This is a genomic window from Streptomyces sp. NPDC001406 (assembly GCF_042895285.1).
Taxonomy (GTDB): Bacteria; Actinomycetota; Actinomycetes; order Streptomycetales; family Streptomycetaceae; genus Streptomyces.
Window position 1 is genome coordinate 97,004 of record NZ_JBIAWG010000016.1, and the last position, 25,943, is coordinate 122,946.

Annotated in this window: 21 protein-coding genes, 2 pseudogenes and 1 riboswitch; of the genes and pseudogenes, 13 read left to right on the forward strand and 10 right to left on the reverse strand. The window is 71.2% G+C overall.

Annotated elements, in window-relative coordinates:
• Nucleotides 1-24: 24 nt before the first annotated feature.
• Nucleotides 25-1,560 carry a gamma-aminobutyraldehyde dehydrogenase gene (locus ACFY1J_RS34055; RefSeq protein WP_390712376.1) on the reverse strand — a complete coding sequence of 512 codons (1,536 nt, stop codon included), beginning with the start codon at nt 1,558-1,560 and terminating at the stop codon, nt 25-27.
• A 209-nt stretch (nt 1,561-1,769) separates the two neighbouring features.
• On the opposite strand from ACFY1J_RS34055, the gene ACFY1J_RS34060 reads away from it, so the two are divergent.
• The gene (locus tag ACFY1J_RS34060; protein WP_390712375.1) at nt 1,770-2,330 is read left to right on the forward strand and encodes an NADAR family protein; all 561 of its coding nucleotides are present in this window, start codon (nt 1,770-1,772) and stop codon (nt 2,328-2,330) included.
• Between the two features lie 47 nt (nt 2,331-2,377).
• Here ACFY1J_RS34060 and ACFY1J_RS34065 read toward each other — a convergent pair whose 3' ends face one another.
• Nucleotides 2,378-3,145: a DUF4190 domain-containing protein gene (locus ACFY1J_RS34065; protein ID WP_390732543.1), complete on the reverse strand. Its 768-nt coding sequence runs from the start codon at nt 3,143-3,145 to the stop codon at nt 2,378-2,380.
• A 534-nt stretch (nt 3,146-3,679) separates the two neighbouring features.
• On the opposite strand from ACFY1J_RS34065, the pseudogene ACFY1J_RS34070 reads away from it, so the two are divergent.
• Together ACFY1J_RS34070 and ACFY1J_RS34075 are read left to right on the forward strand one after the other, a co-directional pair.
• A pseudogene (locus ACFY1J_RS34070) lies at nt 3,680-4,861 on the forward strand (adenosine deaminase).
• 19 nt (nt 4,862-4,880) lie between these two features.
• Complete coding sequence (locus ACFY1J_RS34075; protein WP_390732544.1) at nt 4,881-5,594, forward strand: glycerophosphodiester phosphodiesterase; 714 nt, start codon at nt 4,881-4,883, stop codon at nt 5,592-5,594.
• Here the strand turns inward: ACFY1J_RS34075 and ACFY1J_RS34080 are convergent.
• A complete protein-coding gene (locus ACFY1J_RS34080) occupies nt 5,576-7,246 on the reverse strand; it encodes an RNA polymerase sigma factor (protein ID WP_390712372.1) in 1,671 nt (556 codons plus the stop codon). The genes ACFY1J_RS34075 and ACFY1J_RS34080 overlap by 19 nt on opposite strands.
• 293 nt (nt 7,247-7,539) lie before the next feature.
• Here ACFY1J_RS34080 and ACFY1J_RS34085 point away from each other — a divergent pair, with 293 nt between their 5' ends.
• Complete coding sequence (locus ACFY1J_RS34085; protein WP_390732545.1) at nt 7,540-8,703, forward strand: serine hydrolase domain-containing protein; 1,164 nt, start codon at nt 7,540-7,542, stop codon at nt 8,701-8,703.
• Here ACFY1J_RS34085 and ACFY1J_RS34090 read toward each other — a convergent pair.
• Nucleotides 8,696-9,217, reverse strand: coding sequence for a hypothetical protein (locus ACFY1J_RS34090; protein ID WP_390712370.1), 522 nt, complete (start codon nt 9,215-9,217; stop codon nt 8,696-8,698). The genes ACFY1J_RS34085 and ACFY1J_RS34090 overlap by 8 nt on opposite strands.
• 403 nt (nt 9,218-9,620) lie before the next feature.
• On the opposite strand from ACFY1J_RS34090, the pseudogene ACFY1J_RS34095 reads away from it, so the two are divergent.
• Together ACFY1J_RS34095 and ACFY1J_RS34100 are read left to right on the forward strand one after the other, a co-directional pair.
• Nucleotides 9,621-10,100 (forward strand): annotated as a pseudogene (locus ACFY1J_RS34095) (NADase-type glycan-binding domain-containing protein); the annotation flags it as partial.
• A 124-nt stretch (nt 10,101-10,224) separates the two neighbouring features.
• The gene (locus ACFY1J_RS34100) at nt 10,225-10,923 is read left to right on the forward strand and encodes a LuxR C-terminal-related transcriptional regulator (protein ID WP_390732546.1); all 699 of its coding nucleotides are present in this window, start codon (nt 10,225-10,227) and stop codon (nt 10,921-10,923) included.
• A 25-nt stretch (nt 10,924-10,948) separates the two neighbouring features.
• Here the strand turns inward: ACFY1J_RS34100 and ACFY1J_RS34105 are convergent, their stop codons facing one another.
• Together ACFY1J_RS34105 and ACFY1J_RS34110 are read right to left on the reverse strand one after the other, a co-directional pair.
• Nucleotides 10,949-12,142, reverse strand: a complete 1,194-nt coding sequence (locus ACFY1J_RS34105) for an extracellular solute-binding protein (protein WP_390732547.1) — start codon at nt 12,140-12,142, stop codon at nt 10,949-10,951.
• A 508-nt stretch (nt 12,143-12,650) separates the two neighbouring features.
• Nucleotides 12,651-14,099, reverse strand: coding sequence for a gamma-aminobutyraldehyde dehydrogenase (locus tag ACFY1J_RS34110; RefSeq protein WP_390712368.1), 1,449 nt, complete (start codon nt 14,097-14,099; stop codon nt 12,651-12,653).
• A gap of 170 nt (nt 14,100-14,269) precedes the next feature.
• Here ACFY1J_RS34110 and ACFY1J_RS34115 point away from each other — a divergent pair, with 170 nt between their 5' ends.
• The 7 genes from ACFY1J_RS34115 (at nt 14,270) to ACFY1J_RS34145 (ending at nt 21,096) form a co-directional block, all read left to right on the forward strand.
• Entirely contained in the window at nt 14,270-14,791 is a 522-nt protein-coding gene (locus ACFY1J_RS34115) for an Lrp/AsnC family transcriptional regulator (protein WP_363298690.1), read from the forward strand.
• A gap of 2 nt (nt 14,792-14,793) precedes the next feature.
• Nucleotides 14,794-16,158 (forward strand): aspartate aminotransferase family protein, encoded by a 1,365-nt coding sequence (locus ACFY1J_RS34120; RefSeq protein WP_390712367.1) that lies wholly within the window; start codon nt 14,794-14,796, stop codon nt 16,156-16,158.
• A gap of 255 nt (nt 16,159-16,413) precedes the next feature.
• Nucleotides 16,414-17,154 (forward strand): ABC transporter ATP-binding protein, encoded by a 741-nt coding sequence (locus ACFY1J_RS34125; protein WP_390712366.1) that lies wholly within the window; start codon nt 16,414-16,416, stop codon nt 17,152-17,154.
• Nucleotides 17,136-18,575 carry a hypothetical protein gene (locus ACFY1J_RS34130; RefSeq protein WP_390732548.1) on the forward strand — a complete coding sequence of 480 codons (1,440 nt, stop codon included), beginning with the start codon at nt 17,136-17,138 and terminating at the stop codon, nt 18,573-18,575. The genes ACFY1J_RS34125 and ACFY1J_RS34130 overlap by 19 nt, the downstream gene beginning before the upstream one ends.
• Nucleotides 18,576-18,671: 96 nt before the next feature.
• Nucleotides 18,672-19,079, forward strand: coding sequence for a VOC family protein (locus tag ACFY1J_RS34135; protein ID WP_390712364.1), 408 nt, complete (start codon nt 18,672-18,674; stop codon nt 19,077-19,079).
• A 46-nt stretch (nt 19,080-19,125) separates the two neighbouring features.
• Nucleotides 19,126-20,250 (forward strand): LOG family protein, encoded by a 1,125-nt coding sequence (locus ACFY1J_RS34140; protein ID WP_390712363.1) that lies wholly within the window; start codon nt 19,126-19,128, stop codon nt 20,248-20,250.
• A 159-nt stretch (nt 20,251-20,409) separates the two neighbouring features.
• Nucleotides 20,410-21,096 carry an LAETG motif-containing sortase-dependent surface protein gene (locus ACFY1J_RS34145; RefSeq protein ID WP_390712362.1) on the forward strand — a complete coding sequence of 229 codons (687 nt, stop codon included), beginning with the start codon at nt 20,410-20,412 and terminating at the stop codon, nt 21,094-21,096.
• 68 nt (nt 21,097-21,164) lie between these two features.
• Here the strand turns inward: ACFY1J_RS34145 and ACFY1J_RS34150 are convergent, their stop codons facing one another.
• Genes ACFY1J_RS34150 through ACFY1J_RS34165 form a run of 4 tightly spaced genes read right to left on the reverse strand, consistent with a single transcriptional unit; the run spans nt 21,165 to nt 25,741 of the window.
• Nucleotides 21,165-21,962 (reverse strand): maleylpyruvate isomerase family mycothiol-dependent enzyme, encoded by a 798-nt coding sequence (locus ACFY1J_RS34150; RefSeq protein WP_390732549.1) that lies wholly within the window; start codon nt 21,960-21,962, stop codon nt 21,165-21,167.
• A gap of 25 nt (nt 21,963-21,987) precedes the next feature.
• On the reverse strand, nt 21,988-23,010 hold the full coding sequence (locus tag ACFY1J_RS34155; protein WP_390712612.1) for an ABC transporter ATP-binding protein: 1,023 nt from the start codon (nt 23,008-23,010) through the stop codon (nt 21,988-21,990).
• The gene (locus ACFY1J_RS34160; RefSeq protein WP_390732550.1) at nt 23,010-24,611 is read right to left on the reverse strand and encodes an ABC transporter permease; all 1,602 of its coding nucleotides are present in this window, start codon (nt 24,609-24,611) and stop codon (nt 23,010-23,012) included. The genes ACFY1J_RS34155 and ACFY1J_RS34160 overlap by 1 nt, the downstream gene beginning before the upstream one ends.
• A 56-nt stretch (nt 24,612-24,667) precedes the next feature.
• Entirely contained in the window at nt 24,668-25,741 is a 1,074-nt protein-coding gene (locus tag ACFY1J_RS34165) for a thiamine ABC transporter substrate binding subunit (RefSeq protein ID WP_390732551.1), read from the reverse strand.
• Between the two features lie 69 nt (nt 25,742-25,810).
• Nucleotides 25,811-25,918: riboswitch (TPP riboswitch) on the reverse strand.
• Nucleotides 25,919-25,943 lie beyond the last annotated feature (25 nt).

Genomic DNA, 25,943 nt, shown 5'->3' on the forward strand with positions numbered 1-25,943 from the left:
CGCGGGTCGTGCGGCCTGTTGTCGCTAGCGGTCCCCGAAGATCGTGCGGTGCCAGTCCTTGCGGACTACCGCCGCATTGTCGAACATAACGTGCTTGACCTGCGTGTACTCCTCGAACGAGTACGTCGACATGTCCTTGCCGAAGCCGGACTGCTTATAGCCGCCGTGCGGCATCTCACTGATGATCGGAATGTGGTCGTTGACCCATACACACCCCGCCTTGATCTCGCGGGTGGCGCGGTTCGCCCGGTAGACATCCCGGCTCCATGCCGAGGCGGCGAGGCCGTAGGGGGTGTCGTTGGCCAGCCGGATGCCCTCATCATCACTGTCGAACGGCAGAACGACCAGCACCGGACCGAAGATCTCGGACTGGACGATCTCGCTGTCCTGGGGCGCGTCGGCGACGAGGGTCGGCCGATAGTACGCGCCGTTCTTGAGCTCCGCCTGGGGAGCCTCGCCGCCGGTCACCACGCGCGCGTAGGCACGCGCCCGGTCGACGAAGGCGGCCACGCGGTCGCGCTGGACGTGCGAGATGAGCGGGCCGAGATCGGTGCCGGCGGCGAACGGGTCGCCGAGCCGGACGCTCTCCATCAGTTCCGCGGTCTTCTCGACGAACGCGTCGTACAGCGGCCGCTGTACGTACGCGCGCGTGGCGGCCGTGCAGTCCTGCCCGGTGTTGATGAGCGCACCGGCGACCGCGCCGTTGACCGCCGCCTCCAGGTCCGCGTCGTCGAAGACGACGAACGGGGCCTTGCCGCCGAGCTCCAGGTGGATGCGCTTGACGGTGGCGGTGGCGATCTCGGCGACGCGCTTGCCGACGCCGGTGGAGCCGGTGAAGGAGGTCATGGCCACGTCGGGGTGGCCGACGAGGTGCTCACCTGCCTCCCTGCCCGTGCCGGTCACGATGTTGACGACACCGTCGGGGATCCCGGCGTCCGTGGCCGCCTGGGCGAACAGCAGCGAGGTCAGCGGTGTGAGCTCGGCGGGCTTGAGCACGATGGTGTTGCCCGCGGCGATCGCCGGGAGGATCTTCCAGGCGGCCATCTGGAGCGGGTAGTTCCAGGGCGCTATGGACCCGACGACCCCGATGGGCTCACGGCGGATGTACGACGTGTGGTCGCCGGAGTACTCACCGGCGGACTGCCCCTGCAGATGCCGGGCCGCGCCCGCGAAGAACGCGATGTTGTCGATCGTGCCCGGGACGTCGAACTCCCGGGTCAGCTTGAGCGGCTTGCCGCACTGCAGGGACTCGGCACGGGCGAATTCCTCGGCGCGGTCGGCGAGCACGGCGGCGAAGCGGTGCAGCGCGTCGGAGCGCTCGCCGGGGGTGAGACCGGCCCAGCCCGGGAAGGCGGCACGGGCCGCGGCGACCGCGGCGTCCACGTCGTCGGTCCCGGCCAGTTCGTAGGTGTACACCTCCTCGCCGGTGGCGGGGTCGACCACGGCGTGGCGGCGGCCGGACGTCCCCTTGGTCAGGCGTCCGGCAATGAACTGTGCACCGTCCGCGAGGCGCTCCTGCGCCGGGAATCGTTCCGGGATCGCGGTGCCCGGGTTGTCCATGTCGCTCTCCTCCGCCGTCGTCCCGTCCCAGGGGGGCGGGTGGCGTAGCTCCAGCTCGATTTGAGTGCCGATCCTGACAGAGCAAGGGGAGTCCAACAAGTGATTCCGTTGTTGCCTTTTGGTTACGCGACGGAATCTGTCGACCAGGTGTCGAGTCGGCACGGAAAAGGCAGGACGGAGTGTCAGTGGTGCGTGCCACACTCGCATGCATGGGGAAGATCGCTAGTTTGGAATCCCTGACCAGGGAAGTTCGCGCGGGTACGCGCATCAAATATCTGCACTTCTGGGGGCACCGGCCGCGCCCCGACGGGCAGATCGGGGCGAGCTGTCTCAGTCAGTGGTGGCCGTCACCGTTCGTGGTCGACGACGTCGCCTACGCGACGGCCGAGCACTGGATGATGGCGGGCAAGGCGCGGCTCTTCGGGGACGCGGAGGCGGAGCGACGGATTCTGGCGGCCGGCCATCCCTCCGTGGCCAAGAAGGCCGGGCGGCTGGTGCGCGGCTTCGACGAGGCGATATGGGAGCGGGAGCGCTTCCGGATCGTCGTGGAGGGCAGCGTCCACAAGTTCACCGCGCACGCCGACCTGCGCGGGTTCCTGCTGGGCACGGGCAGCCGCGTGCTGGTGGAGGCGAGCCCCGTGGACCGTGTGTGGGGCATCGGGCTCGCGGCGGACGACGAGGCGGCCATGCACCCGGAGCGGTGGCGGGGTCCGAATCTGCTGGGGTTCGCGTTGATGGAGGCGCGGGAGCGGATCGCCGGGGGCGTCTGAGGTCTCCCCTACGGGCGTCGTCGGCGCTTGTCGGCTCTCTGCGAGGGTCAGGTGGCGTTCGCGATCTCGAACGCGACCATCACCAGGGCGAGGACGATGCCCGCGGAGCCGCAGATGATGCCGGCCAGGGACTGACCCGGGTTCGTGGCCTCACCGCGGCGGGCCTTGCCACGGCCTATCCCGCCGAAGATCACGCCCAGCACGCCCAGCACGAGGGCCAGCGGCCACAGGCAGAAGGTGATGGCCGCCAGAATGCCCAGCACCAGCCCGGCCGTACCCATGCCGTTGCTCGGCATGGGGTGCATGCCCGGCCATCCGTAGTAGCCGGCCGGGGCGCCGTGCGGTGCCGGATAGCCGTACCCGGCGGGCCCGCCCGGGTAGCCGTACCCGGCGGGCCCGCCCGGGTAGCCGTACGGCAGCTGCCCCGGACCGTCGGGGGCTATGGGCGGCGGCGGAACGAGGGCGTCCCGGGGGTGAGGTCCTGCCGCGGCGGGCGGGGCGAAGGGGTTTCCCGCGGCGGAGGCGGGGGCCGGCGGGGCGAAGGGGCTCGGTGCCGGGGGCGTCGGGGACGCGAAGGGGTTGGCCCAGGCCGGGGGTGCGGCCTCGTTCGGGAAGGACGCGATCGTCTGCTGGTCGTGGACGGAGGGCGGAGGCGGGGTCCCGGTCCCGCCGGAGAACACCGTGTCACCGGGGCCGGGGCGGGCCGCCGGGGTGTCGTCGGCCGGGGGCGCCCAGGGGTTGGGGTCGGGCCGGTGCGCCGCCGGTGGCACGGGGCCCTGGGCCCCGGTCCCGCTCGCGGGCTTGTCCAGAGGCACCCCGGAAGCCACACCCCACGCGGGAGAACCAGGCGACCCGGACGACGGAACCGCGTCGGCAGGTCCCCCATCGGCGGGTGGCGCCCAATGGCCGGAGTCGGGCCGGTGCGCCGCCGGTGGCACAGGGTGTTCGGCCCCGGTCCCGCTCGCCGCCTTGTCCAGGGGCACCCCGGGGGCCGCACCCCACGCGGGAGAACCAGACGACCCGGACGACGGGACCGCGTCGGCAGGTCCCCCATCGGCGGGTGGCGCCCAAGGGCCGGAGTCGGGCCGGTGCGCCGCCGGTGGCACAGGGTGTTCGGCCCCGGTCCCGCTCGCGGGCTCGTCCAGAGGCACCCCGGAAGCCACACCCCACGCGGGAGAACCAGACGACCCGGACGACGGGACCGCGTCGGCAGGTCCCCCATCGGCGGGTGTCGCCCAGGCACCCGGGGAGCCTGAGTCGTGCGAGGTGTCGTCCCGAGGAGTCGGCCGGTTCTCGGCGGTGTTCTCCGGTGACTGCGGCACCTCGTCGGCCATTGCCTGGGATCCCCTCTGCTCTGCGTCCCGTCATGCTACGGGGCGCACCCGCCGCTCTCGGGCCCGGCCTACGATGACCCCGGATCACCGATCAGCCGATCACCCGCGCCCGGACCACGGTCCGCCGGCGCCGTTCCCGGGGAGGGACCCTTGACCGACACCGCCGCCCGCGATCCGCACGCCTTCATCGCCGGACTGCCCAAGGCCGAACTGCACGTCCACCACGTCGGCTCCGCCTCCCCGCGCATCGTCTCGGAGCTGGCCGCCCGCCACCCCGACTCCAAGGTCCCCACCGACCCCGAGGCCCTGGCCGACTACTTCACCTTCACGGACTTCGCCCACTTCATCGACGTATATCTGTCCGTCGTCGACCTCGTCCGCACTCCGGAGGACGTACGTCTGCTGACCTACGAGGTGGCTCGTGACCTGGCCAGGCAGCAGGTGCGCTACGCCGAGCTGACCATCACGCCGTTCTCCTCGACCCGGCGCGGCATCGACGAGCGCGCCTTCATGGACGCGATCGAGGACGCCCGGAAGGCGGCCGAGGCCGAGTTCGGGACCGTGCTGCGGTGGTGCTTCGACATCCCCGGCGAGGCGGGTCCGGAGGCCGCCGAGGAGACGGCACGGCTCGCCACCGACGACCGGATCCGCCCCGAGGGACTGGTGTCCTTCGGGCTCGGCGGGCCGGAGATCGGCGTACCGAGGCCGCAGTTCAAGCCGTACTTCGACCGCGCCATCGCCGCCGGACTGCGGTCCGTGCCGCACGCCGGCGAGACGACGGGGCCCGAGACGGTCTGGGACGCCCTGCGGGAGCTGGGCGCCGAGCGCATCGGGCACGGCACCAGCTCGGCACAGGACCCGAAACTGCTCGCCCACCTCGCCGAGCACCGCATCGCCCTGGAGGTCTGCCCGACCTCCAACATCGCCACCCGCGCGGTCCGCACGCTCGACGAGCACCCGATCAAGGAGTTCAGCCGGGCCGGGGTCCTGGTCACGATCAACTCCGACGACCCGCCGATGTTCGGCACCGACCTGAACAGCGAGTACGCGGTGGCCGCCCGGCTGCTCAAGCTCGACGAGCGGGGCCTTGCCGACCTGGCGAAGAACGCGGTCGAGGCCTCCTTCCTGGACGCGGCCGGCAAGGCCCGGATCGCGGAGGAGATCGACACGTACACCTCTGCGTGGCTCGCGCCCTGACGCGCAGCACAATGGGCCCATGCAGACCCTGACCGCCGTGGCCCACCGCGGCGCCCCCTACCGCTTCCGCGAGAACACGCTCGACTCGCTGCGTTCCGCGCTCCAGCAGGGCGCGGACGCGGTCGAGTTCGACGTACGGCTCACCCGCGACGACGTACCCGTGCTGCTGCACGACGAGACGCTGAAGCGGCTGTGGGAGCACGACCGGCCGCTGCGGTCGCTGTCCGCGGACGAGGTGCGCGGGCTCACGGCGGGCGGGGTGCCGACGCTGGCGGACGCGCTCGCCGCGACGGACGGCAGCCGGGTGCTGGTCGACCTGCCGGGGCGGGTCGACCGCAGGACCGCTCGCGCCGTCCTGGACGTCGTCCGCCAGTGCGGGGCGCAGGAACGCGCCTACTACTGCGCGGACGCCGAGGCGATGCTCGCGGTGCGCGCGGCCGACCCGTCCGCCGAGATCGCCCTGACTTGGAAGAGCCTCGCCCCGCCGCGTCCGGCGCTGCTGGCGGCGGTGCGCCCGCGCTGGCTCAACTACCGCTTCGCGCTGGTGGACCACGACCTGGCCGCCCGCGTCCATCGCGGCGGCCACCTCCTGTCCGTCTGGACCCCCGACACCCGCCGCTCCATGCGCCGCCTGGTCGACCTGGGCGTCGACTCGATCACCACGAACCGCATCGACTCCCTGTGCGCACTGCGCGGCGCCGGCGAGGGCGAGGGTCACACGCGCGAGCGCTGAGCGACCGTCGCCGCGTCGGCCGGGGTCGTCCGGGTGACGTACTGCGGCACGGGTGCCGAGTCCTTGCCGTCGTCGCGCACCAGGCCGTAGCGGATCGCGCCCTGCGCGGGCCCGGTGTCGATGTCCTGGCTCACCGCGTCCCAGGTCGACGGGAAGACGATGATGCCGTAGTCGCAGCCCCGTTCGTTCTGGGTGAGGGTGACCGTGCCGTCGAGGTAGAAGTACTCGTTCTGCCACATCTGCTGGGTGCCGTCGGGCAGCACGGCGTAGCCGATGGCCGGGCCGCCCATGCCGGTCGCGTAGCCGTCGGGGCTGCCCGCGAGCGCGTCGTCCATCCGGCGCCCGCCGCCCGACGCGACATGGAACAGCCTGCCCTCCAGTCCGGTCCAGGCCGGCATGACCAGTGCTCCGGGCCGGTACTTCGGTGATATCTGCCAGCGGACCAGGACGTATCCCTTGCCGCTGAGCGTCACGTGCTCCCCGCGGTGCTGCATGACGGCCTTGGCCCCGCCGGTGCTGGTGATCCCGGTCTCGGGGCGGCGCGGGAGAGCGGCGGGCCGTGCGTTCGGGTCGGGGGCCGTATCGACGGCGTCGACGACCGAGCCGTAGAGCTCGGCCTTCGCGGTCCGCTGCGAAGGAGAGGGTGAGGCCGACGGGGTGGGCGAGGGCGGGCGTGTGCGGGCGGGTGGTGCGCCGGTGACGGCGGCCGTGGGGGTGACGGCCACGCGCGGCGGCGGGTCGTCCGGGGTCTGTACGACGACGTAGGCGCCCCCCGCGACGATCGTCGCGCCCGCCGTCACCGCCACGGCGGGCTTGGTCAGGGCGCCCAGGACCTTGGCGGACCAGCCCGCGGAGGTGGCGGCGACCGCCGTCTTGCCGCCGAGGGCCAGCGACAGCGTGAACCCCACCGGGACCGGCACGAGGGCGATGCCGGCCAGGAGGCGCTCGGCCGGTACGACGGACTCGCGTGTGTCGCCGCAGTAGCCGCAGCCCCTGATGTGCCGGGCCAGCCGCTTGCGCCACACCGAGTCGGGCCGCCCGTCCCAGCGGACGGTCAGCTCCCGCAGTTCGGGGCACGCCCCGTCGAGGGCGCGCACGATGCCGCGCGAGGTCTCCAACCGCTCCTTCATCCGCTGGACCCGTACGGCCGCGTGCTGTCGGCTGATGCCGAGGGCCGCCGCCAGCTCGCGCCGGGTCAGCCGGCCCGCGACCTCCAGCCACCACAGCGACAGCAGTTGCCGGTCCTCGGCGTCCAGCCAGCGCACCGCCTCCGCGACCTCGCGCCGCTGACCCTCCAACTGCAGTCGCAGCACGGTGAGTTCGGCGAAGTCGGCGGTGTCCTGCGGCACGCTCTCGTCCAGCGGCTGTGTCGGTCTGCGGCGGGCCCGGTCCCGTATCTGCCGCATGGCGATGGCCATCAGCCAGGACCGGAAGCTGTCCGGGTCGCGGAGCGCGCCGAGGTTGCCGACGGCGCGGATCATGGTCTCCTGGACGACGTCGTCGACATCGGCGTGGCCGTTCAGGGCGCGGCCGACGACGTTGTACACCAGCGGCAGCCAGCCCTCGACCAGTTCGTCCAGCGCCCGCCGGTCGCCCGCCTGCGCGGCCTCGATGGTGGCGCGCCACTGCCGCCCGTGCACGTCCGTCCTCATGCCCGCACCCTCTCAACCGGGGACGTCATGTTGGCAATGTCCGGGATCACAGTGCGGAGACGGAGTGAGTGCCTCCGGAATAACACTTTTTCGCCGGCCGCGATGTCCGACGGTCTCCGCAATCCGCGCCCCTAGGGGGCCGACCCGGACAACACCCTTGCGGAACAGGCGACTTGCTGGGGGAGGTACCAGGGCCGCATGCCCTCCCCGCCGACGATCCGGGCGTCGCCGAACGACCGGAGGATGATCACGAACTTCTCGCAGCCCGGCCCCGATCTCCTCAGGAGCACCCGATGCACGTCAGTCGCCGCGCCACCGTCCTCACCGCCTCCTCCCTCGTCCTCACCCTCTCCCTCGCGGCGGCCCCGTCCTTGGCCGCCCCCGCCTTCGCCACCACGGCCCCGGTCTCGGCACCCGCCACGGCCGGCCCGGACGCCGAGGCCCTGCGCGCCGCGCTCGCGGGCCTGCCCGACGCGGACGCCACGGTCGCGCTGGTCCGGGTCGGCGGCACCGACGGCAGCTGGCGCGGCAGCGCGGGCGTGCACGACCTGGCGAGCGGCCGGGCGGCGGACCCCGACGCCCGCTTCCGGGCCGGCTCGACGACAAAGGTGGTGACGGCCGCGGCCGTTCTCAAACTCACCGCGCAGGGCCGGATCGACCTGGACACGCCGATCCAGCACTACCTTCCGGGGCTGCTCACCCGGGACTTCGAGCCGATCTCGGTACGGCAGCTGCTGAACCACACCAGCGGCATCCGGGCGTGTGACGGCTGGGGCGACTCCTTCGAGGACCAGTACGCGCACCGCTTCGACACGATCACCCCGGAGCAGGTCGTGAGGTCGGCGGTGGCCAAGGGGCCGGAGTTCCGCCCGGGCCGGAAGCAGGACTACCTCAACATCAACTACACGATCCTCGGCCTGCTGATCGAGAAGGTGACGGGACACTCGTACGCCTCGGAGGCCACCCGGCTCGTGCTGCGCCCGGCCGGGATGCGGGACACGTACTTCCCGGGCACGGACCCCCGTATCCACGGCCCGCACAACCACGGCTACCAGGCGGTGCAGCGGCCCGACGGGACGACGCAGTTCGTGGACGTGACGGAGTGGAACCAGGCGGACCGGTGGGCGGCCGGCGACATGATCTCCACGACGGCGGACCTGGAACGCCTGCTCACCTCGCTCTTCCGGGGCCGGATCGTGCCCGGATCGCAGTTGGAGGAGATGTTCACGGTCCCGGCGGGCATCAAGGGCGCCACCTACAGTGCCGGGCTCCAGCGGTTCGCGTACCAGGGCCGGGTCTACTGGCTCAAGTCCGGTGCCCGGTACGGCTACAGCGCGGTGCTCGGCGGGACCCGCGACCTGAGCCGGACCCTCGTCTACTCGGTCGGCTCGACGGACGCCAAGGGCGAGGACATGAACCCGGTGGCGCAGCGGATCGCCCTGGCGGCGCTCAAGTAGCGAGCGCGGTCGCGGGAGCCGGGGTCAGTGCCTCCAGCCGCTTGATCTTCTTCCGTACGACGTACAGCGGGACGATCCCGAACACCCCGAACGACATGTCGATCAGGCTCCACCAGAAGGGGATCTGGCGGATCGGTCCGCAGATCAGCGCGAGCGGGACGATCCCGGCACAGGCGATCATCCCGAACTCGACCACCCAGATGTTGCGGACCGGATCGCGGTAGGGACCGTAGAAGGCGACGGCGATGACGAGGTGAGCGAACGCCAGCCAGTCCGTGCCGTACAGGACGAAGGGGTACTCGGCGTCGGCGGTGTCCAGGCCCTGCCTCACCCGCGAGATCCAGTCCATCAGGCCCGGCAGATGCTCCGGCACGGACAGGGACCGCAGGGCGTCCTCCGTCCAGCGCAGTTCGTGCACCAGCGCGAAGGCGGTGGCACCGCTGAGCACCAGACACACGACGAAGGAGACCAGCCAGACGCGAATGCCCTTGAGCAGGGCGGCTCTGTCGCTCATGACCAGAGCGTACGCCGAGAATTGAACATGTTCAAAACTGCCTCGGGGTGCGGTCGTGTCCGTCGCGGGCGCGGTGATGCGGACCGGCAGGTGTACGGGAGCCGACGTCCCGGTGTGGCCCGGGCGGCAAAAGGATCAGGAGTCCGTGGACGGCCCGCCCGCCGTACCTGCCGCGGCTGCGTTGAGGCGGTGCGGACACAGCAGCAGTCGGGCAAGGGCCGGACCGGGGACGCACCGCAGACCCCCCGCAGCCCTCTCCCCGCCGGACCGGCTCCCTCCGGCACCGCCCACCACTGTCAGTGAAGGCCTCATGGGCCGGGGTCCAGGAAGGCGTGACGGTCCCGCTGTCGAACAGCCAGGTCGACTTCGAGAAGCCAACCCGCGCCGCTATCAACGAATTAGGGTCCAGGCGACCCGCGACCACTTCGCCAAGCGTGCCCCGGTGGCCCCGGACGGTGTGAAGGCATCCCACTCCTACCCGGGCCACAAGCCCGAGCCGGCCTTCGACAAGCTCAACAACACATGGTGTGGACCCGGGGTTTCGGAGTCCGGCCAAGGTCAGTGGATCGAGGCACGCTTCGCCGAGCCGACGCGGCTCCTGGACCTGGTCGTCACGCCGGGGGTCTCGACCCGCCCCGACCAGCTCTCCCAGTCGGCGCTCCCGCACCATGTCGAGGCGCGTGTCACCACGGCCGACGGCAGGACCACGACCCGTGAACCCACCCTCGACCAGGGCGCGGGCGGCCAGCGCCGGGCGTTCCGCGTCGGCGACGTCACCGCGGTCCGCTTCACCATCGAGTCGGCCTACCAGACCTCCGCGAGCAAGCAGGCGTCCATCGCAGAGATCGAGTTCTTCGGCCCGTCGAACGCAAACTCGTCCTGACGCCACCGGCCCTGGCGGAACTCGGGCCCGCTCCGGCTCTACGTGAGGCACGACACCTTGATGAACGAAACGGTTTCGTTCAGGATGGGGGTGAACCCGCGCCTCCAGCAGGGAGAAGACAGCCATGGTCTCCGTACTCGTGGTCACCGACCAGTCCCTGCAGCGCCTCGCCCTGCGCACGCTCCTGGCCGCCGAGCCCGGCCTGAGCGTCGTCGGGGAGGCGGCGAGCGGGGCCGAGGCCGTCCGCAGGAGCGCCTCGCTCCGTCCCGATGTCGTCCTGGTGGACAGCCCGCGCTCCCGGGCGGACGGCATCGAGACGGTCCGGCGCATCGCCCAGCCGGCCCGCCTCCCCCGCCTTCTCGAACCGGCGGAAGCCGGAGCGCACGCTCCCCGCGTCCTGGTACTCACCCCCGCCGACCACGAGGAATACGCCTACGCCGCCCTGCGCGCCGGAGCGGACGGGTTCCTCCTCGACGACGCCGACCCGGCCGAACTGACCGCTGCCGTCCGCGTGGTGGCCGTCGGTGACGCCGTCATCACTCCCGGCCTGACCCGCGCCCTGATCGACACCGTCCGGCACCAGCGCACCCCCCACCCCCTGCAGCGGGCATCCACGCTCGACACCCTCACCGCACGCGAACGCGACATCCTCGTCGCCGTCGCCGCCGGCTGGTCCAACGCCGAGATCGCCCACTGGCTGTCCATCGCCCCGACCACCGTCAAAACCCACGTCAGCCATGTCCTGGCCAAGATCGGCGCCCGCGCCCGGGTCCAGGCCGTGACCTTCGCCTACGAGTCGGGACTCGTCCGGCCCGCGGCGTGAGGGGGAGAAACGGCGCCGGCTGTCGCTACAGCCCCACGATCTTGTTCCAGCGCTTCGCGAACTCCACCCGCTCCGTCGCCTTGATGTCCCGGGGGATCGCCAGGCGGTTGCGCATCGCGGTGTCCGGGAAGATCAGCGGGTTGTCGGCGAGGGCCGCGGTGTCCTTGTCCTTGGAAGCCGCCAGTACCTCCCTGGCCGCCGGGACCGGGCAGACGTAGTTGACCCAGGCGGCGAGCTCCGCGGCGACCTCGGGCTCGTAGTAGTAGTCCACCAGCCGCTCGGCGTTGGCCTTGTGGCGGGCGCGGTTGGGGATCATCAGGGAGTCCGACCAGAGCTCCGCGCCCTCCTCGGGGACGACGAAGCGGATGTCGGGGTTGTCGGCCTGGAGCTGGATGACGTCGCCGGAGTAGGCCTGACAGGCCAATACGTCCCCGCTGACCAGGTCCTTGGTGTAGTCGTTGCCGGTGAAGCGGCGGATCTGGCCCCGGTGGACCTCCTTCTCCACCTGGTCGCAGACCCGGTGGAAATCGCCGGCCGTCCACTTGGTGACGTCCACGCCATTGCCCTGCATCAGCAGCGCGAACGCCTCGTCCAGGCCGGACAGGAGGGTCACCCGGCCCTTGAGGTCGCTCGCCCACAGGTCGGAGACATGACGGATCTCGCGGCCCAGCTTGCGGCGGTTGTACGCGATGCCGGTGATGCCGGACTGCCACGGCACGGTGAACCTGCGGCCGGGGTCGAAGGCCGGCGAGCGCAGAAGCGGGTCGAGGTACTTCGCCACGTTGGGCTGCCGGGCCCGGTCCATCTTCTGGACCCACCCCAGCCGCACGAACCGCGCGCACATCCAGTCGCTGATGACGATCAGGTCGCGGCCCGTCGACTGGTGGTTCATCAACGACGGGCTGATCTTGCCGAAGAACTCGTCGTTGTCGTTGATCTCCTCGATGTAGTCGACGGATATCCCGGTGCGCTTCCCGAAGGCCTCCAGCGTGGGCCGCTTGTTCGGGTTGTCGTCGTCCGTATCGATGTAGAGGGGCCAGTTCGCCCAGGTCAGCTTCTTGTCCGTGGCGGACAGGTCGGCTACGGCACGGTCGCCGGGCTTCACGTACGCGGCGGGCACCCCACAGCCGGCGAGAGCGCCGAGCGCGGCGGTGCCGCCCAGCGCGCGCAGCAGGGAGCGGCGGGAGAGCGCGGGCGTGTGAGAAGAAGTCCGGGGCACCCTGGCAGCATGCCTGCCCGCCCCGTGGACGGACAATCGACGGTGCGTCGAGCAGGCCCGGGCGGAGCCGACACCTTGTCGATTCGATCACGTCCCCGCGCGGGGTGAAGCACCGACCGGAGCCAGACCGACCCCCACGGCCGGCCCACCGTGCGGATGCATCCACCCCGGTCCGGACAGCGATCCAACTGCCCTCCCCCGCCGGGAGGTTGAGCCGTACGGAATGGTCGGCAAGGCTGACGACCAGGCGCTCCGGCAACTGTGGATCGCCCAGCGCCGTCGCGGAGTCGACCCGCGCCTCCACCTGGGGACCTCCGGTCGGCAGCCGCCCCTTGACCGGCTCCGCCAAGTCGACGCGCTCCCGCCGCTCCAGCCCCCGCAGCAGACCGCCCTCAGGGACGACAGGCCCTCCCCCGTCGCGCCTCCCACGACCGTGCGACCACCGCGCAGAAGGAACACCGCGGCCCCGGGCGGGCTGTCCTCCGTCCGGGGCCGCGGGGTTGTGGTGTCAGCCGTCCAGGGACGTCATGACGTGCTTGATGCGGGTGTAGTCGTCGAAGCCGTACGCCGACAGGTCCTTGCCGTAGCCGGACTTCTTGAAGCCGCCGTGCGGCATCTCGGCGACCAGCGGGATGTGGGTGTTGATCCACACACAGCCGAAGTCGAGCTTCTTGGACATCCGCATGGCGCGGCCGTGGTCCTTGGTCCAGACGGAGGAGGCGAGGGCGTACTCGACGCCGTTGGCCCACTCGACGGCCTGGTCCTCGTCGGTGAAGGACTGGACGGTGATGACCGGGCCGAAGACCTCGTTCTGGACGATCTCGTCGTCCTGCTTCAGGCCGGAGACGACGGTCGGGGCGTAGAAGTAGCCCTTGTCGCCGACCCTCTGGCCGCCCGCCTCGACCTTGGCGTGGGCGGGGAGGCGCTCGATGAAGCCGGTGACCTGCTTGAGCTGGTTCGGGTTGTTGAGCGGACCGAACAGCACGTCCTCGTCGTCCGGCTGACCGGTCTTGGTCTCGGCGGCGGCCTTGGCGAGCGCTGCGACGAACTCGTCGTGGATGGACTCCTGGACGAGGACGCGGGTGGCGGCCGTGCAGTCCTGGCCGGCGTTGAAGAAGCCCGCCACGGAGATGTCCTCGACGGCCTTGGCGATGTCGGTGTCGTCGAACACGACGACCGGCGCCTTGCCGCCCAGCTCCAGGTGGACGCGCTTGACGTCCTTGGCCGCGGACTCCGCGACCGACATGCCGGCGCGGACGGAGCCGGTGATGGAGGCCATCGCCGGGGTCGGGTGCTCGACCATCCGGCGGCCGGTCTCACGGTCGCCGCAGATGACGTTGAAGACGCCCTTGGGCAGGATCGAGCCGAGGATCTCGGCGATCAGGACCGTGGAGGCCGGGGTGGTGTCCGAGGGCTTCAGGACGACGGTGTTGCCCGCCGCGATCGCCGGGGCGAACTTCCACACGGCCATCATCATCGGGTAGTTCCACGGAGCGACCTGGGCGCAGACGCCGACCGGCTCGCGGCGGACGATGGAGGTCATCCCCTCCATGTACTCACCGGCGCTCCGCCCCTCCAGCATGCGGGCGGCGCCCGCGAAGAAGCGGATCTGGTCGACCATCGGCGGGATCTCCTCGGAGCGGGTCAGCCCGGTCGGCTTGCCCGTGTTCTCCACCTCGGCCGCGATCAGTTCCTCGGCGCGCTCCTCGAACGCGTCCGCGATCTTCAGGAGGGCCTTCTGCCGCTCCGCGGGCGTCGTGTCGCGCCAGCCGGGGAAGGCCGCGGCGGCGGCCGCCATGGCGGCGTCGACGTCCGCCTGCCCGGACAGCGGCGCGGTCGCGTACGCCTCGCCCGTCGCGGGGTTGACCACCTCGGTGGTCCGTCCGTCGGCGGCGTCCCGGAACTCGCCGTCAATGTAGTTCCGTAGTGTGCGCAGCCCACGCAGCTCGGTGCTCACTGCCGGCCTCCTGATCAGGTTCAAGCTGTCCAATCGCTGAGACACCCACCCTAATCCGCAGTCCCACGTTTTCAACACCCCCGTCCGGGCAACTTCTGCGAAATCCGCAGGACCAGGTCACGAAAACAACGAATTTCATCGATACGGCCTTGCGGAAGTGTCGAGACGTCGTGCACAGTGAGCTCGTGGCCAGTCGAAGCGCAGACCAGAGGGACTCGTCCCGCGAGTCCAGGAACGGCAACAGTCCCCAGCTGGACGCCGTCTCCCTCGCCATCATTCAGCAGCTCCAGGAGGACGGCCGCCGGCCGTACGCCGCGATCGGCAAGGCCGTCGGCCTCTCCGAAGCGGCCGTGCGCCAGCGCGTCCAGAAGCTGCTGGACCAGGGCGTGATGCAGATCGTCGCCGTCACGGACCCGCTCACCGTGGGCTTCCGCAGGCAGGCGATGGTCGGGATCAACGTCGAGGGCGATGTCGAGTCGATCGCGGACGCGCTGACCGCCATGTCGGAAGTCGAGTACGTGGTGATGACCGCGGGCTCGTTCGACATCCTCGCCGAGATCGTCTGCGAGGACGACGACCACCTGCTGGACGTCATCAACAAACGCATCCGGGCCCTGCCCGGGGTGCGCTCCACCGAAAGCTTCGTCTATCTGAAGCTGAAGAAGCAGACCTACATGTGGGGAACCCGATAACCGTGACCCAGAAGGACCTCAGCCGCACCGCGTACGACCACCTGTGGATGCACTTCACCCGCATGTCCTCGTACGAGAACTCCCCCGTCCCGACCATCGTCCGGGGCGAGGGCACCTACATCTACGACGACAAGGGCAAGCGCTACCTCGACGGTCTCGCCGGTCTGTTCGTGGTCCAGGCCGGTCACGGCCGCACGGAGCTCGCCGAGACCGCCTTCAAGCAGGCCCAGGAGCTGGCGTTCTTCCCGGTGTGGTCCTACGCCCACCCGAAGGCCGTGGAGCTGGCCGAGCGCATCGCCGACTACGCCCCGGGCGACCTGAACAAGGTCTTCTTCACCACCGGCGGCGGCGAGGCGGTCGAGACCGCCTGGAAGCTGGCCAAGCAGTACTTCAAGCTCACCGGCAAGCCGACCAAGTACAAGGTCATCTCCCGCGCGGTCGCCTACCACGGCACCCCGCAGGGCGCCCTGTCCATCACCGGCCTGCCGGGCCTGAAGGCCCCCTTCGAGCCGCTGGTGCCGGGCGCGCACAAGGTCCCGAACACCAACATCTACCGCGCCCCGATCTTCGGCGACGACCCGGAGGCCTTCGGTCGCTGGGCCGCCGACCAGATCGAGCAGCAGATCCTCTTCGAGGGCCCCGACACCGTCGCCGCGGTCTTCCTGGAGCCCGTGCAGAACGCCGGCGGCTGCTTCCCGCCCCCGCCCGGCTACTTCCAGCGGGTCCGCGAGATCTGCGACCAGTACGACGTGCTGCTCGTGTCGGACGAGGTCATCTGCGCCTTCGGCCGCCTGGGCACGATGTTCGCCTGTGACAAGTTCGGCTACGTCCCGGACATGATCACCTGCGCCAAGGGCATGACCTCGGGCTACTCCCCGATCGGCGCCTGCGTGATCTCCGACCGCCTCGCCGAGCCGTTCTACAAGGGCGACAACACCTTCCTGCACGGCTACACCTTCGGCGGCCACCCGGTCTCCGCGGCCGTGGGCCTGGCCAACCTGGACCTGTTCGAGCGCGAGGGCCTCAACCAGCACGTCCTCGACAACGAGTCCGCGTTCCTGTCCACCCTGCAGAAGCTGCACGACCTGCCGATCGTCGGCGACGTCCGCGGCAACGGCTTCTTCTACGGCATCGAGCTCGTCAAGGACAAGGTGACGAAGGAGTCCTTCAACGACGATGAGACCGAGCGCGTCCTGTACGGCTTCCTCTCCAAGGCGCTCTTCGAGAACGGCCTGTACTGCCGTGCCGACGACCGCGGTGACCCGGTCGTCCAGCTCGCCCCGCCGCTGATCTCCAACCAGGACACGTTCGACGAGATCGAGCAGATCCTGCGCGCGACGCTCACGGAGGCGTGGACGAAGCTCTGATCTTCCGCCTGGATGATCAACGCCGACCCCGGTGCCGTCCGTTCGAGTGAGAACGGACGCCCGGGGCCGTGTGCTGTCCGGCCTCCCGCCGGGACCTGCCTAGCGTGCCAGTGACCGATCGGCCCGGCTTTCGTTCCCCCGGAAGGCCCTTTCGTCATATTCCCGTCGCCCGTCCGGAGGGCAGGCGGGCGTGCGACGAGGGGGCCTCACGGGGGACCGGGCACGGGAAAACGGATCAGAACCGAGGTGTACGCCATGGAGGCCCCGCCGGACAACGACGTGCTCTGGGCACGCTCCCTGCACTACCGGCACCCCGACGGCTCGCCCGCGCTCGCCGGCGTCTCGGTCGGTGTGCGGGAGGGCGAGATCCTCGCCGTCAGCGGCCCGCGCGGCAGTGGCAAGACCACCCTGCTGCGCTGTCTGTCCGGCCTGGTGCCGGTGCGGCACGGCGAGGTCTGGTTCAACAGCGTGCCCGTCCACACCATGGGTCCCGTCGGCCGCGAGCGGCTGCGCCGGGACCGCTTCGGCTGGATCGATCCGGCACCGCTGCTCGTCCCCGAGCTGAACGTCTGGGAGAACGCGGCCCTCCCCCTGATGCTGCGCGGGACCAGCCGTCGCCGGGCCAAGATCGCCGCCCTGGAGTGGCTGGAGCGCCTCGACATCGGCGACAAGGCACGCAGGCGCCCGCACGAACTGCTCCAGGCCGAACGGCAGCGCGCCTCGATCGCCCGGGCCCTTGCGCCCGCCCCGACCGTCCTGTTCGCCGACGAGCCGACGGCGCCGCTGCACCGCGCCGACCGCTCCCATGTCCTGCGCACGCTGATGACGGCGGCCCGCTCGCACGGCATCACGGTGGTGCTGGCCACACACGACTCCGAGACCGCGGCCCTGGCCGACCGCACGGTGTCCCTGCTGGACGGGCGGCGCGTGAACACCGTGCATCTGCCTCCGGCGCCCGATACGGAAGGCCGGGCCGCGTGCTCGCTCTCCGCCTGAGCCGGGTCGCCCACCCCGCGGTCCAGCTGCGCCGCCTCCTCGTGGCCACTGCCGCCGCGGGCACCGGCTTCCTGCTCCTGGCCGCCCTCGGCTACGCGCTGAGCCATCCCGATGACCCCGCCGCCCCCGCCGCCGGATCCCTGCGCCTGGCCTGGTGCGCGCTGCCCCTGGCGGCCACGGTGCATCTCGCGGTCGGCGTCGCCCGCACCGACCCCGGCACGAAGCCCCGCCCCGGCCTGTCGGCCCTCGGTCTCGGCCCGGCCCGGCTGATGGCGATCTCGGCGCTCACGACGGCCCTGTCCTGCGCGCTGGGCTCGATGCTGGCGCTGCTGTTCTTCCTCCATCTGCGCGGCGATCTCACCGGCATGCCCTTCGACGGCGCCGCAAAGGAGTTCCTGGCGGCGGGCGAGCCCCTCCCGCTGCCGGCCGCGCTCACCCTCCTCGCGCTGGTACCGGGGATCGCGTCCGCGGCGGTGGCCCTCACGCTGCGCCCCCGCGACGCCCGTCCCGCGGCCGGCCGCAGCGCTCGCACGGGCGGCCGCTTCGGGTCGCACGGCCACGCGGCATCGCGGGAGACGTTCGGGGCGTACGGCCGCTTCGGCACACGCCTGAGGATCGGCGGCGGCCGCCCGGCCCCAGGCGGCCGGGACACGGGGACGGACGCCCGCCCGGCCACGGGCGTCCCGGCACCAGGTGTCTCGGCACCAGGTGTCCCCGCACCGGCGGACGGCACCTCGCACGACCCGGACCACGAGTCCGACCCCCACGCAGCGGCTCCGCACGCCGCGCGCTGGACCGGCACCCTCGCTCCCGCCCCGCACGGCTCCCCGGCCGGCCTCCCCTGGGGCTTCGCCGTTCTCGCCGCGGGCCTCGCCGTCGAGGCGTACACGAGCCGCTCCGGCCCCGTGACCCTCCCCGGCGACGCCGTCGGCGGCACGGCCGGAGTACTGGCCGGCTGGGCCCTGACGGCCCTGGGCCTGATCCTGGCCGCCCCGGGCCTCACCCACCTGTGCGGCCGCCTGCTGCAGGCGGCGCGCCCGGGAGCGCTCCGCCTCCTCGCCGGCCGTGTCCTCATGGCGGAGGCCGGCCGCATCGGGCGCCCCGTGGGCGTGGTCTGCGCGGTCGCGTCGGGCACGTACACCATGACCGCGCTGTACGGCGGCGCCGCACCCTCCTTCTTCGGCCCGCTGACCGTCCTCGGCACCCTCCTGGTCACCGGCTGCACCGTGGCCACCCTGTTCACGGCGGCCGTGGAGGCCAGGCAGTCCCGCGCCGACACCACCGCCGCCCTGCTCCGGCTCGGTGCACCCACGCGCATGCTGCGCAGTGCCGCCGCCCTGCGCGCGGGCGCCCTGCTGGCCCTCTTCGCCCCGCTCGCGCTGGTGACCGCGCAGCTGACGGCGCTCCCGCTGGCCCGCTGAGAATCCGCGGAAAAAAGTTCGCGGACCTCCGATGATTTCTCCGGCGGCCCGGTGTCTACCCCTGCGAACGGCACGAACCCCGAGGGAGAGAACGGCATGTACCAGCAGATGATCTTCGTGAACCTGGCCACCAACGACGTCGACGCCGCGAAGAAGTTCTTCACGGAGCTCGGCTACTCGATCAACCCGCAGTTCAGCACCGACGACTGCGCCTGCGTCGTGATCAGCGACACGATCATCGCGATGCTGCTGAGCAAGCAGCGCTACGCCGACTTCACGAAGAAGGAGATCGCCGACTCGACGAAGACCAGCGAGACGCTGATCTGTCTGAGCGCCGAGAGCCGCGAGAAGGTCGACGAACTGGTGGACAAGGCGATCGCGGCCGGCGGCTCGGCGACCGGCGAGACCCAGGACCAGGGCTTCATGTACGGCCGCGCCTTCGACGACCTCGACGGCCACACGTGGGAGGTCATGTGGATGGACCCGGCCGCGGTGCAGAGCTGACGGGACACCGGTCCGCCGCCCCGAACGCCTGTGCCAGCATGGGCGGGTGCATCCGACACCCGCCCAGCCCAACCGCGCCGCCCACGACCATGAGATCGAGTCGCTCGCCGAGTTCGACGAGGTCGTGGCCGGACCCGGCTCGCTCGCCAGGTTCCGTGTCCAGGCCGTCGATCTGACGGACCGTACGGACGCCCTGCTCTCCGTCGACTCCGCCGGGGCCGTCTTCCTCGGCTGCCCGATGGACCCCGAGGCCGCCGCCCGGGTGCGGGCTGCAGGCGCGCTGGTGTTCCCGCCCGTGCCGGACCTCCCCTTCGACCCGTACCGCGGATTCGTCTACTCCCCCGACGAGCTGTTCGAATCGCTCGACGAGGGGTACGAGGCGACTCCGGACGCACGGGCCTACGGCTGGTTCCAGCGGACGAAGGCCGACGGGGACGTGTACGCCTCCATGCTGCGCGCGGTCCACGACGACGCCGTCTCCGACGCGCTCGACGAACTCCTCGCGGACACCCGGGTGGTGGGCGTCATGGGCGGACACGCCATGGCCCGCGGCACGGAGGCCTACGGCGACGCCGCCCGCCTCGGCCGCGAGCTGACGCGCGCCGGTCTCACGGTGGCCACCGGCGGCGGACCGGGCGCCATGGAGGCGGCGAACCTAGGCGCGTACGCCGCCCCGTTCGACGACGGGATGCTGCCGGAGGCGCTGCAACTCCTCGCCAAGGCACCCTCGTTCCGGCCGTCCGTCACCGACTGGGCCCGCGCCGCCTTCGAGGTGCGCGACCGCTGGCCGGGCGGCGGCGGCTCCGTGGGCATCCCCACCTGGTTCTACGGCCACGAACCGCCCAACGCCTTCGCCTCGCTCATCGCCAAGTACTTCGCCAACTCCGTGCGCGAGGACGGCCTGCTGGCCCGCTCCACCGGGGGCGTGGTGTTCCTGCCGGGCGCCGCCGGGACCGTACAGGAGATATTCGACAACGCGACTCCCAATTACTACGAGTCGCGCGGTGAGCCCACGCCGATGGTGCTGGTGGACCGGGCGCACTGGACGGAGCGGCTGCCGGCCTGGCCGTTGTTGCAGGCGCTCGCCAGGGAACGGCGGATGGAGGCCAGAATCGCCCTGGTTGACCGGATCGAGGAGGCTTCGGAGGCGCTGAAACGTCTCGGCGGTTAATGAGCGGGCAAAGTCAACACCTGTAGGCGGCATATGCATTGACACTGCCGTTGAGGCGCTTATAAACCTGTGAGTCACCTGGGGCGGTGGAGCCTCGCCTCGTCATTGCTTCATCTGCCCCTCAGCCCCCCGCAGTTGTGCAATCCGTAAAGGACAAACGTGTCCATAACCCGCCGCAGTGCACGTTCCGCGCGCATCCTGGGTGTCGCCTCCGCTTCCGCCGCGCTGGTACTGGGCGTCGCCAACACCGCGCTCGCGTGCAACATCAAGGAGTTCTCCGCCGAAGCCACCTGTGACGGCTCCAAGGGCGTCATCGTCGTCACCGACAAGGACCCCTCCGGTACCCCGGCCGTCATCACCGTGTTCCTGGAGAACAACGGCGCCGACGCGAAGAAGGTCGGCAAGCCGGAAAACATCAAGGGCTCCAAGGAAGGCACCACGGTCACCTTCGCCGAGGACTGGAAGCCGAACGCGACGTACCGCATCCACGTCAAGGCCGGCAACCAGGTCAACGCGGACATCACGCCGAACCTGACCACCCCGTCCACGGCCTGCAAGACCGAGGACAGCCCGACCCCGACCCCGTCGGCCACCCCGTCGCCGTCGAAGTCCACCCCGGCCGAGTCCGACTCCCCGACCCCGTCGGCTTCTCAGAGCACCAGCACCGCCCCGGCGGCGACCCCGAGCAACGCACCGTCCCCGGCGGCCGGTGACTCGAACCTCGCCGAGACCGGTGCGAACTCCAACACCGGCCTGATCGCCGGCATCGCGGCCGCCCTGGTCGTCATCGGCGGCGGCGCCGTGTTCTTCGGCATGCGCCGCCGCGGGACGAACAACGGCCGCTGAGGCCGCACTTCACTCCCGTACACCGTCGTGGCCCGTCCCCGCAGCCCCGGGGGACGGGCCACGCCCGTTCAGCCGAACGTGGTCTTCTCCAGCCAGAACTCCAGCAGCTCCCGCTCGCCGAGGACCTCCAGCTCCAGGCTGTCGAGCGGCAGCCGGCGGTAGAAGGCGAGCAGGACCGAGGTCAGCGGGCCGCGCAGGGCGACGGTGGCCTTCTCGTGACCGCGGCGCCAGTGCACACCGTCCTCGGCGAGTTCCACCAGCCATTCCGCGTTCAGGTCCGGCGCGGTGTCCGTGGCGTGCAGATGGATGCTGCGGGCGGGTCCGCGCAGTTCCTTCGCCGCTTCGTGCGGCGCGTTCCGCTGCACCCACTCCACCAGTTCGAGCCACTCGTCGAGCGCGTCGGCGGCGATGTCGGGCGCGACGTCGTAGGGCAGTCCGGCCGCGAGCGTGGCGTCCGCGCGGTGGACGGTGATCTCGTGCGCCATACGGCGGGCCCAGAAGCCTGAGGTGGCAACCCCGGCCCAGGCCCAGACCTCGGCGTCGGGCCCGGCCTCCCGGAGCGCCTCGACGACCAGCCGGCCGCTCTCCGCGAGCCAGGCGTCCAGCACGGCGGGGGCGCAGCCGGGCTCCGGTCCGTCGTACTCCGGGACCTGCTCGGTCGGGATGTTCTCCCGCCCCCGGGTCCGCACCAGCAGGTCGACCCAGCGCAGGGCGCCGCCCATGTGGCGGACCAGTTGCTCCAGCCGCCAGTCGGGGCAGGTCGGCACGGTCGCGGACAGATCGGCGCCGGACGTCACGACGGCCCTCAACTGCCCCACCTGGTGGGCGATCTCGTCGACGTAGCGATCATGTGCGAGTAGCGTCATGACCGTCACCCTAGGACGCAGATGATCAGCCGAGTACGACGATTTCGGTCGTGTCGAACTCCACGCCGACCGCTGTCCCGACCTCCGGTGCCTCCCGCAGTGCGCACGCCGCTTCCAGGCGTGGGGTGCCGTCCTCCGGGCGGAGGTGGAGTGCGACATGGGTGCCCTTGAAGGTGCGGGCGGTCACCGTGCAGCGCAGGCCCTCGTCGGCCGCCACGAGCCGCACCCCGGCGGGCCGTACCAGCAGCGAGCACGCACCCTGCGGCGCGTCCTCCGGTACCGGGAGCTTGCCCCACGGCGTGACCGCGGCCGTCCCCGCGACCGTCGCCGGCACCACGTTGTCGAAGCCGAGGAAGCGGGCCACGAACTCGTCCGCCGGGCGCTGCCACACATCGAGGGGCGTTCCGGACTGGGCGATGCGTCCGTCCCGCATCACCACCACCCGGTCGGCGAGCGCGAACGCCTCGCCCTGGTCGTGCGTCACGGCCAGCACGGTGGTGCCCAACCGGCCGAAGAGCTCCCGGAGTTCGACCACCAGCCGTTCCCGCAGCGAGCGGTCCAGCTGGCCGAGCGGCTCGTCCAGCATCAGCAGCCGGGGCCGGGGCGCGAGGGCCCGGGCCAGCGCCACCCGCTGCTGCTCACCGCCGGACAGCCCGGCGACGGCCCGGCGGGCGGCGCCAGGAAGTCCGACGAGCTCCAGCAACTCCCGTACCTGGGCGTCCTGTTCCCCCTTGGCCGCCCCGTGCATCCGCAGCCCGAACGCCACGTTGCCGCCCACGTCCCGCTGCGGGAACAGCTGATGGTCCTGGAACATCAGCCCGACCCCCCGCTTGTGCGCGGGGATCCGGGCCTGGTCGCGCCCGTCGAGCGACACCCGTCCGAGGTCCAGCGGCTGGAGCCCGGCCACCGCTCGCAGCAGCGTCGACTTGCCGCTGCCGCTGGGCCCGAGCACACACACGATCTCGTGCTCGGAGACATCGAGGTCGACGGCGTCGAGCACGGCCCGCCCGCCGAAGCGCACGGTCGCGGACTCAAGGCTCAGCAGCATCAGAACTCCCCCGTCCGGTCGGTCCGCAGCCGCTCGAGCACCAGCAGCGCCACCGCGCACACCACCATCAGAATCGTCGACAGGGCCATCGCCTGCCCGTAGTTGAGATCACCGGGCCGGCCGAGGAGCCGCGCCACCGCGACGGGCAGCGTCGGGTTGTCGGGCCGCGCGATGAACACGGTCGCGCCGAACTCCCCCAGCGACACGGCGAAGGCGAACCCGGCCGCGATCAGCAGCGCCCGCCGCACCATCGGCAGATCGACCTCCCGCCACACCCGCCACGGCGACGCCCCGAGCACGGCCGCCGCCTCCCGAAGCCGACCGTCCACCGCCCGCAGCACGGGCAGCATGGTCCGTACGACGAAGGGCACACCGACCAGCGCCTGCGCGAGCGGCACGAGGATCCAGGACTGGCGCAGATCCAGCGGCGGCCTGTCGAGGGCGATGAGGAATCCGAAGCCGACGGTCACCGCGGACACGCCCAGCGGCAGCATCAGCAGCGCGTCGAATCCGCGGACGATCCGGCCCGCGTCACGGCGGGCGAGCGCGGCCGCGGCGAGCGCGCCGATGACCACGGCGATGGCGGTGGCGGCGACGGCGTACTGGAGCGAGTTCCCGATCGCGCTGACCGGCGCCACCAGGAACGTACCGCCGTCGTCGCGGGTCAGCGCCCGGTAGTAGCCGAAGCCGGGGGTGTCGAAGGACCGCTGCACCAGGACCGCGAGCGGCAGGACGAGGAGGACGGCGACCGTGGCGAGGACACCGGCCAGCAGCGCCCACTGCCCCGCACCGCGCGGCCGGCGCGCCGTCACCGACGCGTCCACCAGCCGCAGCGCCGTCTCCCGGCGCCGTACGGTCCACGCGTGCACGGCGAGGATCGCGCCCACCGCGACGAACTGGACGATCGTGAGGACGGCGGCCGTGGAGAGGTCGAAGATCTCTGAGGTCTGCCGGTAGATCTCGACTTCGAGGGTGGAGAAGGTCGGACCGCCGAGGATCTGCACCACACCGAAGGAGGTGAAGGTGAACAGGAACACCATCAGCGCGGCGGCGGCCACGGCGGGCGCCAGCGCCGGGAGGGTCACCTTGCGCCAGGCCGCCAGGGGCGAGGTGCCCAGCATCCGCGCGGCCTCCTCCTGGCGCGGGTCGAGTTGCGACCACAGACCGCCCACCGTGCGGACGACGACCGCGTAGTTGAAGAAGACGTGCGCCAGCAGGATCGCCCACACGGTCGTGTCCAGCCGTACGCCCCACAGGTCGTCGAGCAGCCCGCCCCGGCCGACCAGCGCGAGGAACGCCGTACCGACGACGACGGTGGGCAGCACGAACGGGACGGTGACGACGGCCCGCAGGACCTGCTTGCCCGGAAAGTCGAGGCGCGCGAAGACATACGCGGCGGGCAGCGCGACCAGCAGGGTGAGCGCGGTGGAGGCGAGCGCCTGCCAGGTGGTGAACCACAGCACGTGCCGGATGTCGGACTGCGCGAGTACGTCCGTGATCCGCCCCAACCGCCAGACTCCGTCGGCCTTCAGACCGCGGGCGACGATCGCGGCGACGGGGTAGGCGAAGAACAGCGCGAAGAACGCGACCGGCCCGGCCATCAGCCCGAGCCGCGCCGCGCTCTTCGTACCGCTACGAAGGGTGCCCTTCCGTGGGGCTACTTCAGTACGAGCGACGTCCACGACTTGACCCACTGGTCACGGCTGGCGGCGATCTTGTCGGGGGCCATGATCTCCGGGTCCTTGGCCTGCGGGCCGTACTTCACGAACTCGGCGGGCACCTGGGCGCCCTCGCGCACCGGGTAGACGAACATGTTGAGCGGCATGTCCTCCTGGAACTCCTTGCTGACCAGGAAGTCGAGGAACGCCTTGCCGCCCTTGGTGTTGCGGGCGTTGCTCAGCAGGCCCGCGTACTCGGTCTGCCGGAAGCAGGTGCCGGCGGCCACGCCGGTGGGGGCGGCGCCGGGCTTCGGATCGGCGAAGATGACCTCGGCGGGCGGCGAGGAGGCGTACGAGACGACGAGCGGACGGTCGCCGCCCGCCTTCTTGCCGCCGGCCGAACCGGAGAACTCCTGGTTGTAGGCCTGCTCCCAGCCGTCGACCACCTTGACGCCGTTGGCCTTCAGCTTCTTCCAGTAGTCCTGCCAGTTGTCGTCGCCGAACTTCGCGGCGCTGCCGAGCAGGAAGCCGAGGCCGGGCGAGGAGGTCGCCGCGTTCTCCGTGACGAGGAGGTTCTTGTACTCCGGCTCGACCAGGTCGTCGAAGGACGACGGCGGGGTCAGCTTGTGCTTGTCGAAGTACGCCTTGTCGTAGTTGACGCAGATGTCGCCGGTGTCGATGGGCGTGACCCGGTGCTTGTCCTGGTCGACCCGGTACTGGGGCAGGATCAGATCGGAGCCCTTGGCCTCGTACGACTGGAACAGCCCGTTGTCGAGGGCGCGGGAGAGCAGGGTGTTGTCGACGCCGAAGAAGACGTCGCCCTGCGGGTTGTCCTTGGTCAGGATCGCCTTGTTGACGGCCTGGCCCGCGTCGCCGTCCTCGAGGACCTTGACCTTGTACCCGGACTGCTTCTCGAAGTCCTTGAGCACCTTCTTCGAGACGGCCCACGAGTTGTGGCTGACGAGGGTGACGGTCTTGGAGTCCGCGGACCCCTTGCCGTCGGACGACCCGCACGCGGACAGCGTGACCAGGCCGAGCCCGACGGCTACGGCGACGAAAGTCTTGTTGTGCACTGGATTCCTCCTGGGGTTGACCAGGAAGAGACGCGGCCCTGCCCGGATTGTCCGGGCAGGGCGCAACAGCTTGAGTAGTGACCGAACTTCCTACCCAGAATGACCTGGGCGAGGTTCAGAGGGTCTGCGGCCCGATTGCCGCACTCTCAGCGCTGTGGCGCTCCCCTGTCGGAATATGAAGATGTGGTGAGACGCAATGGAA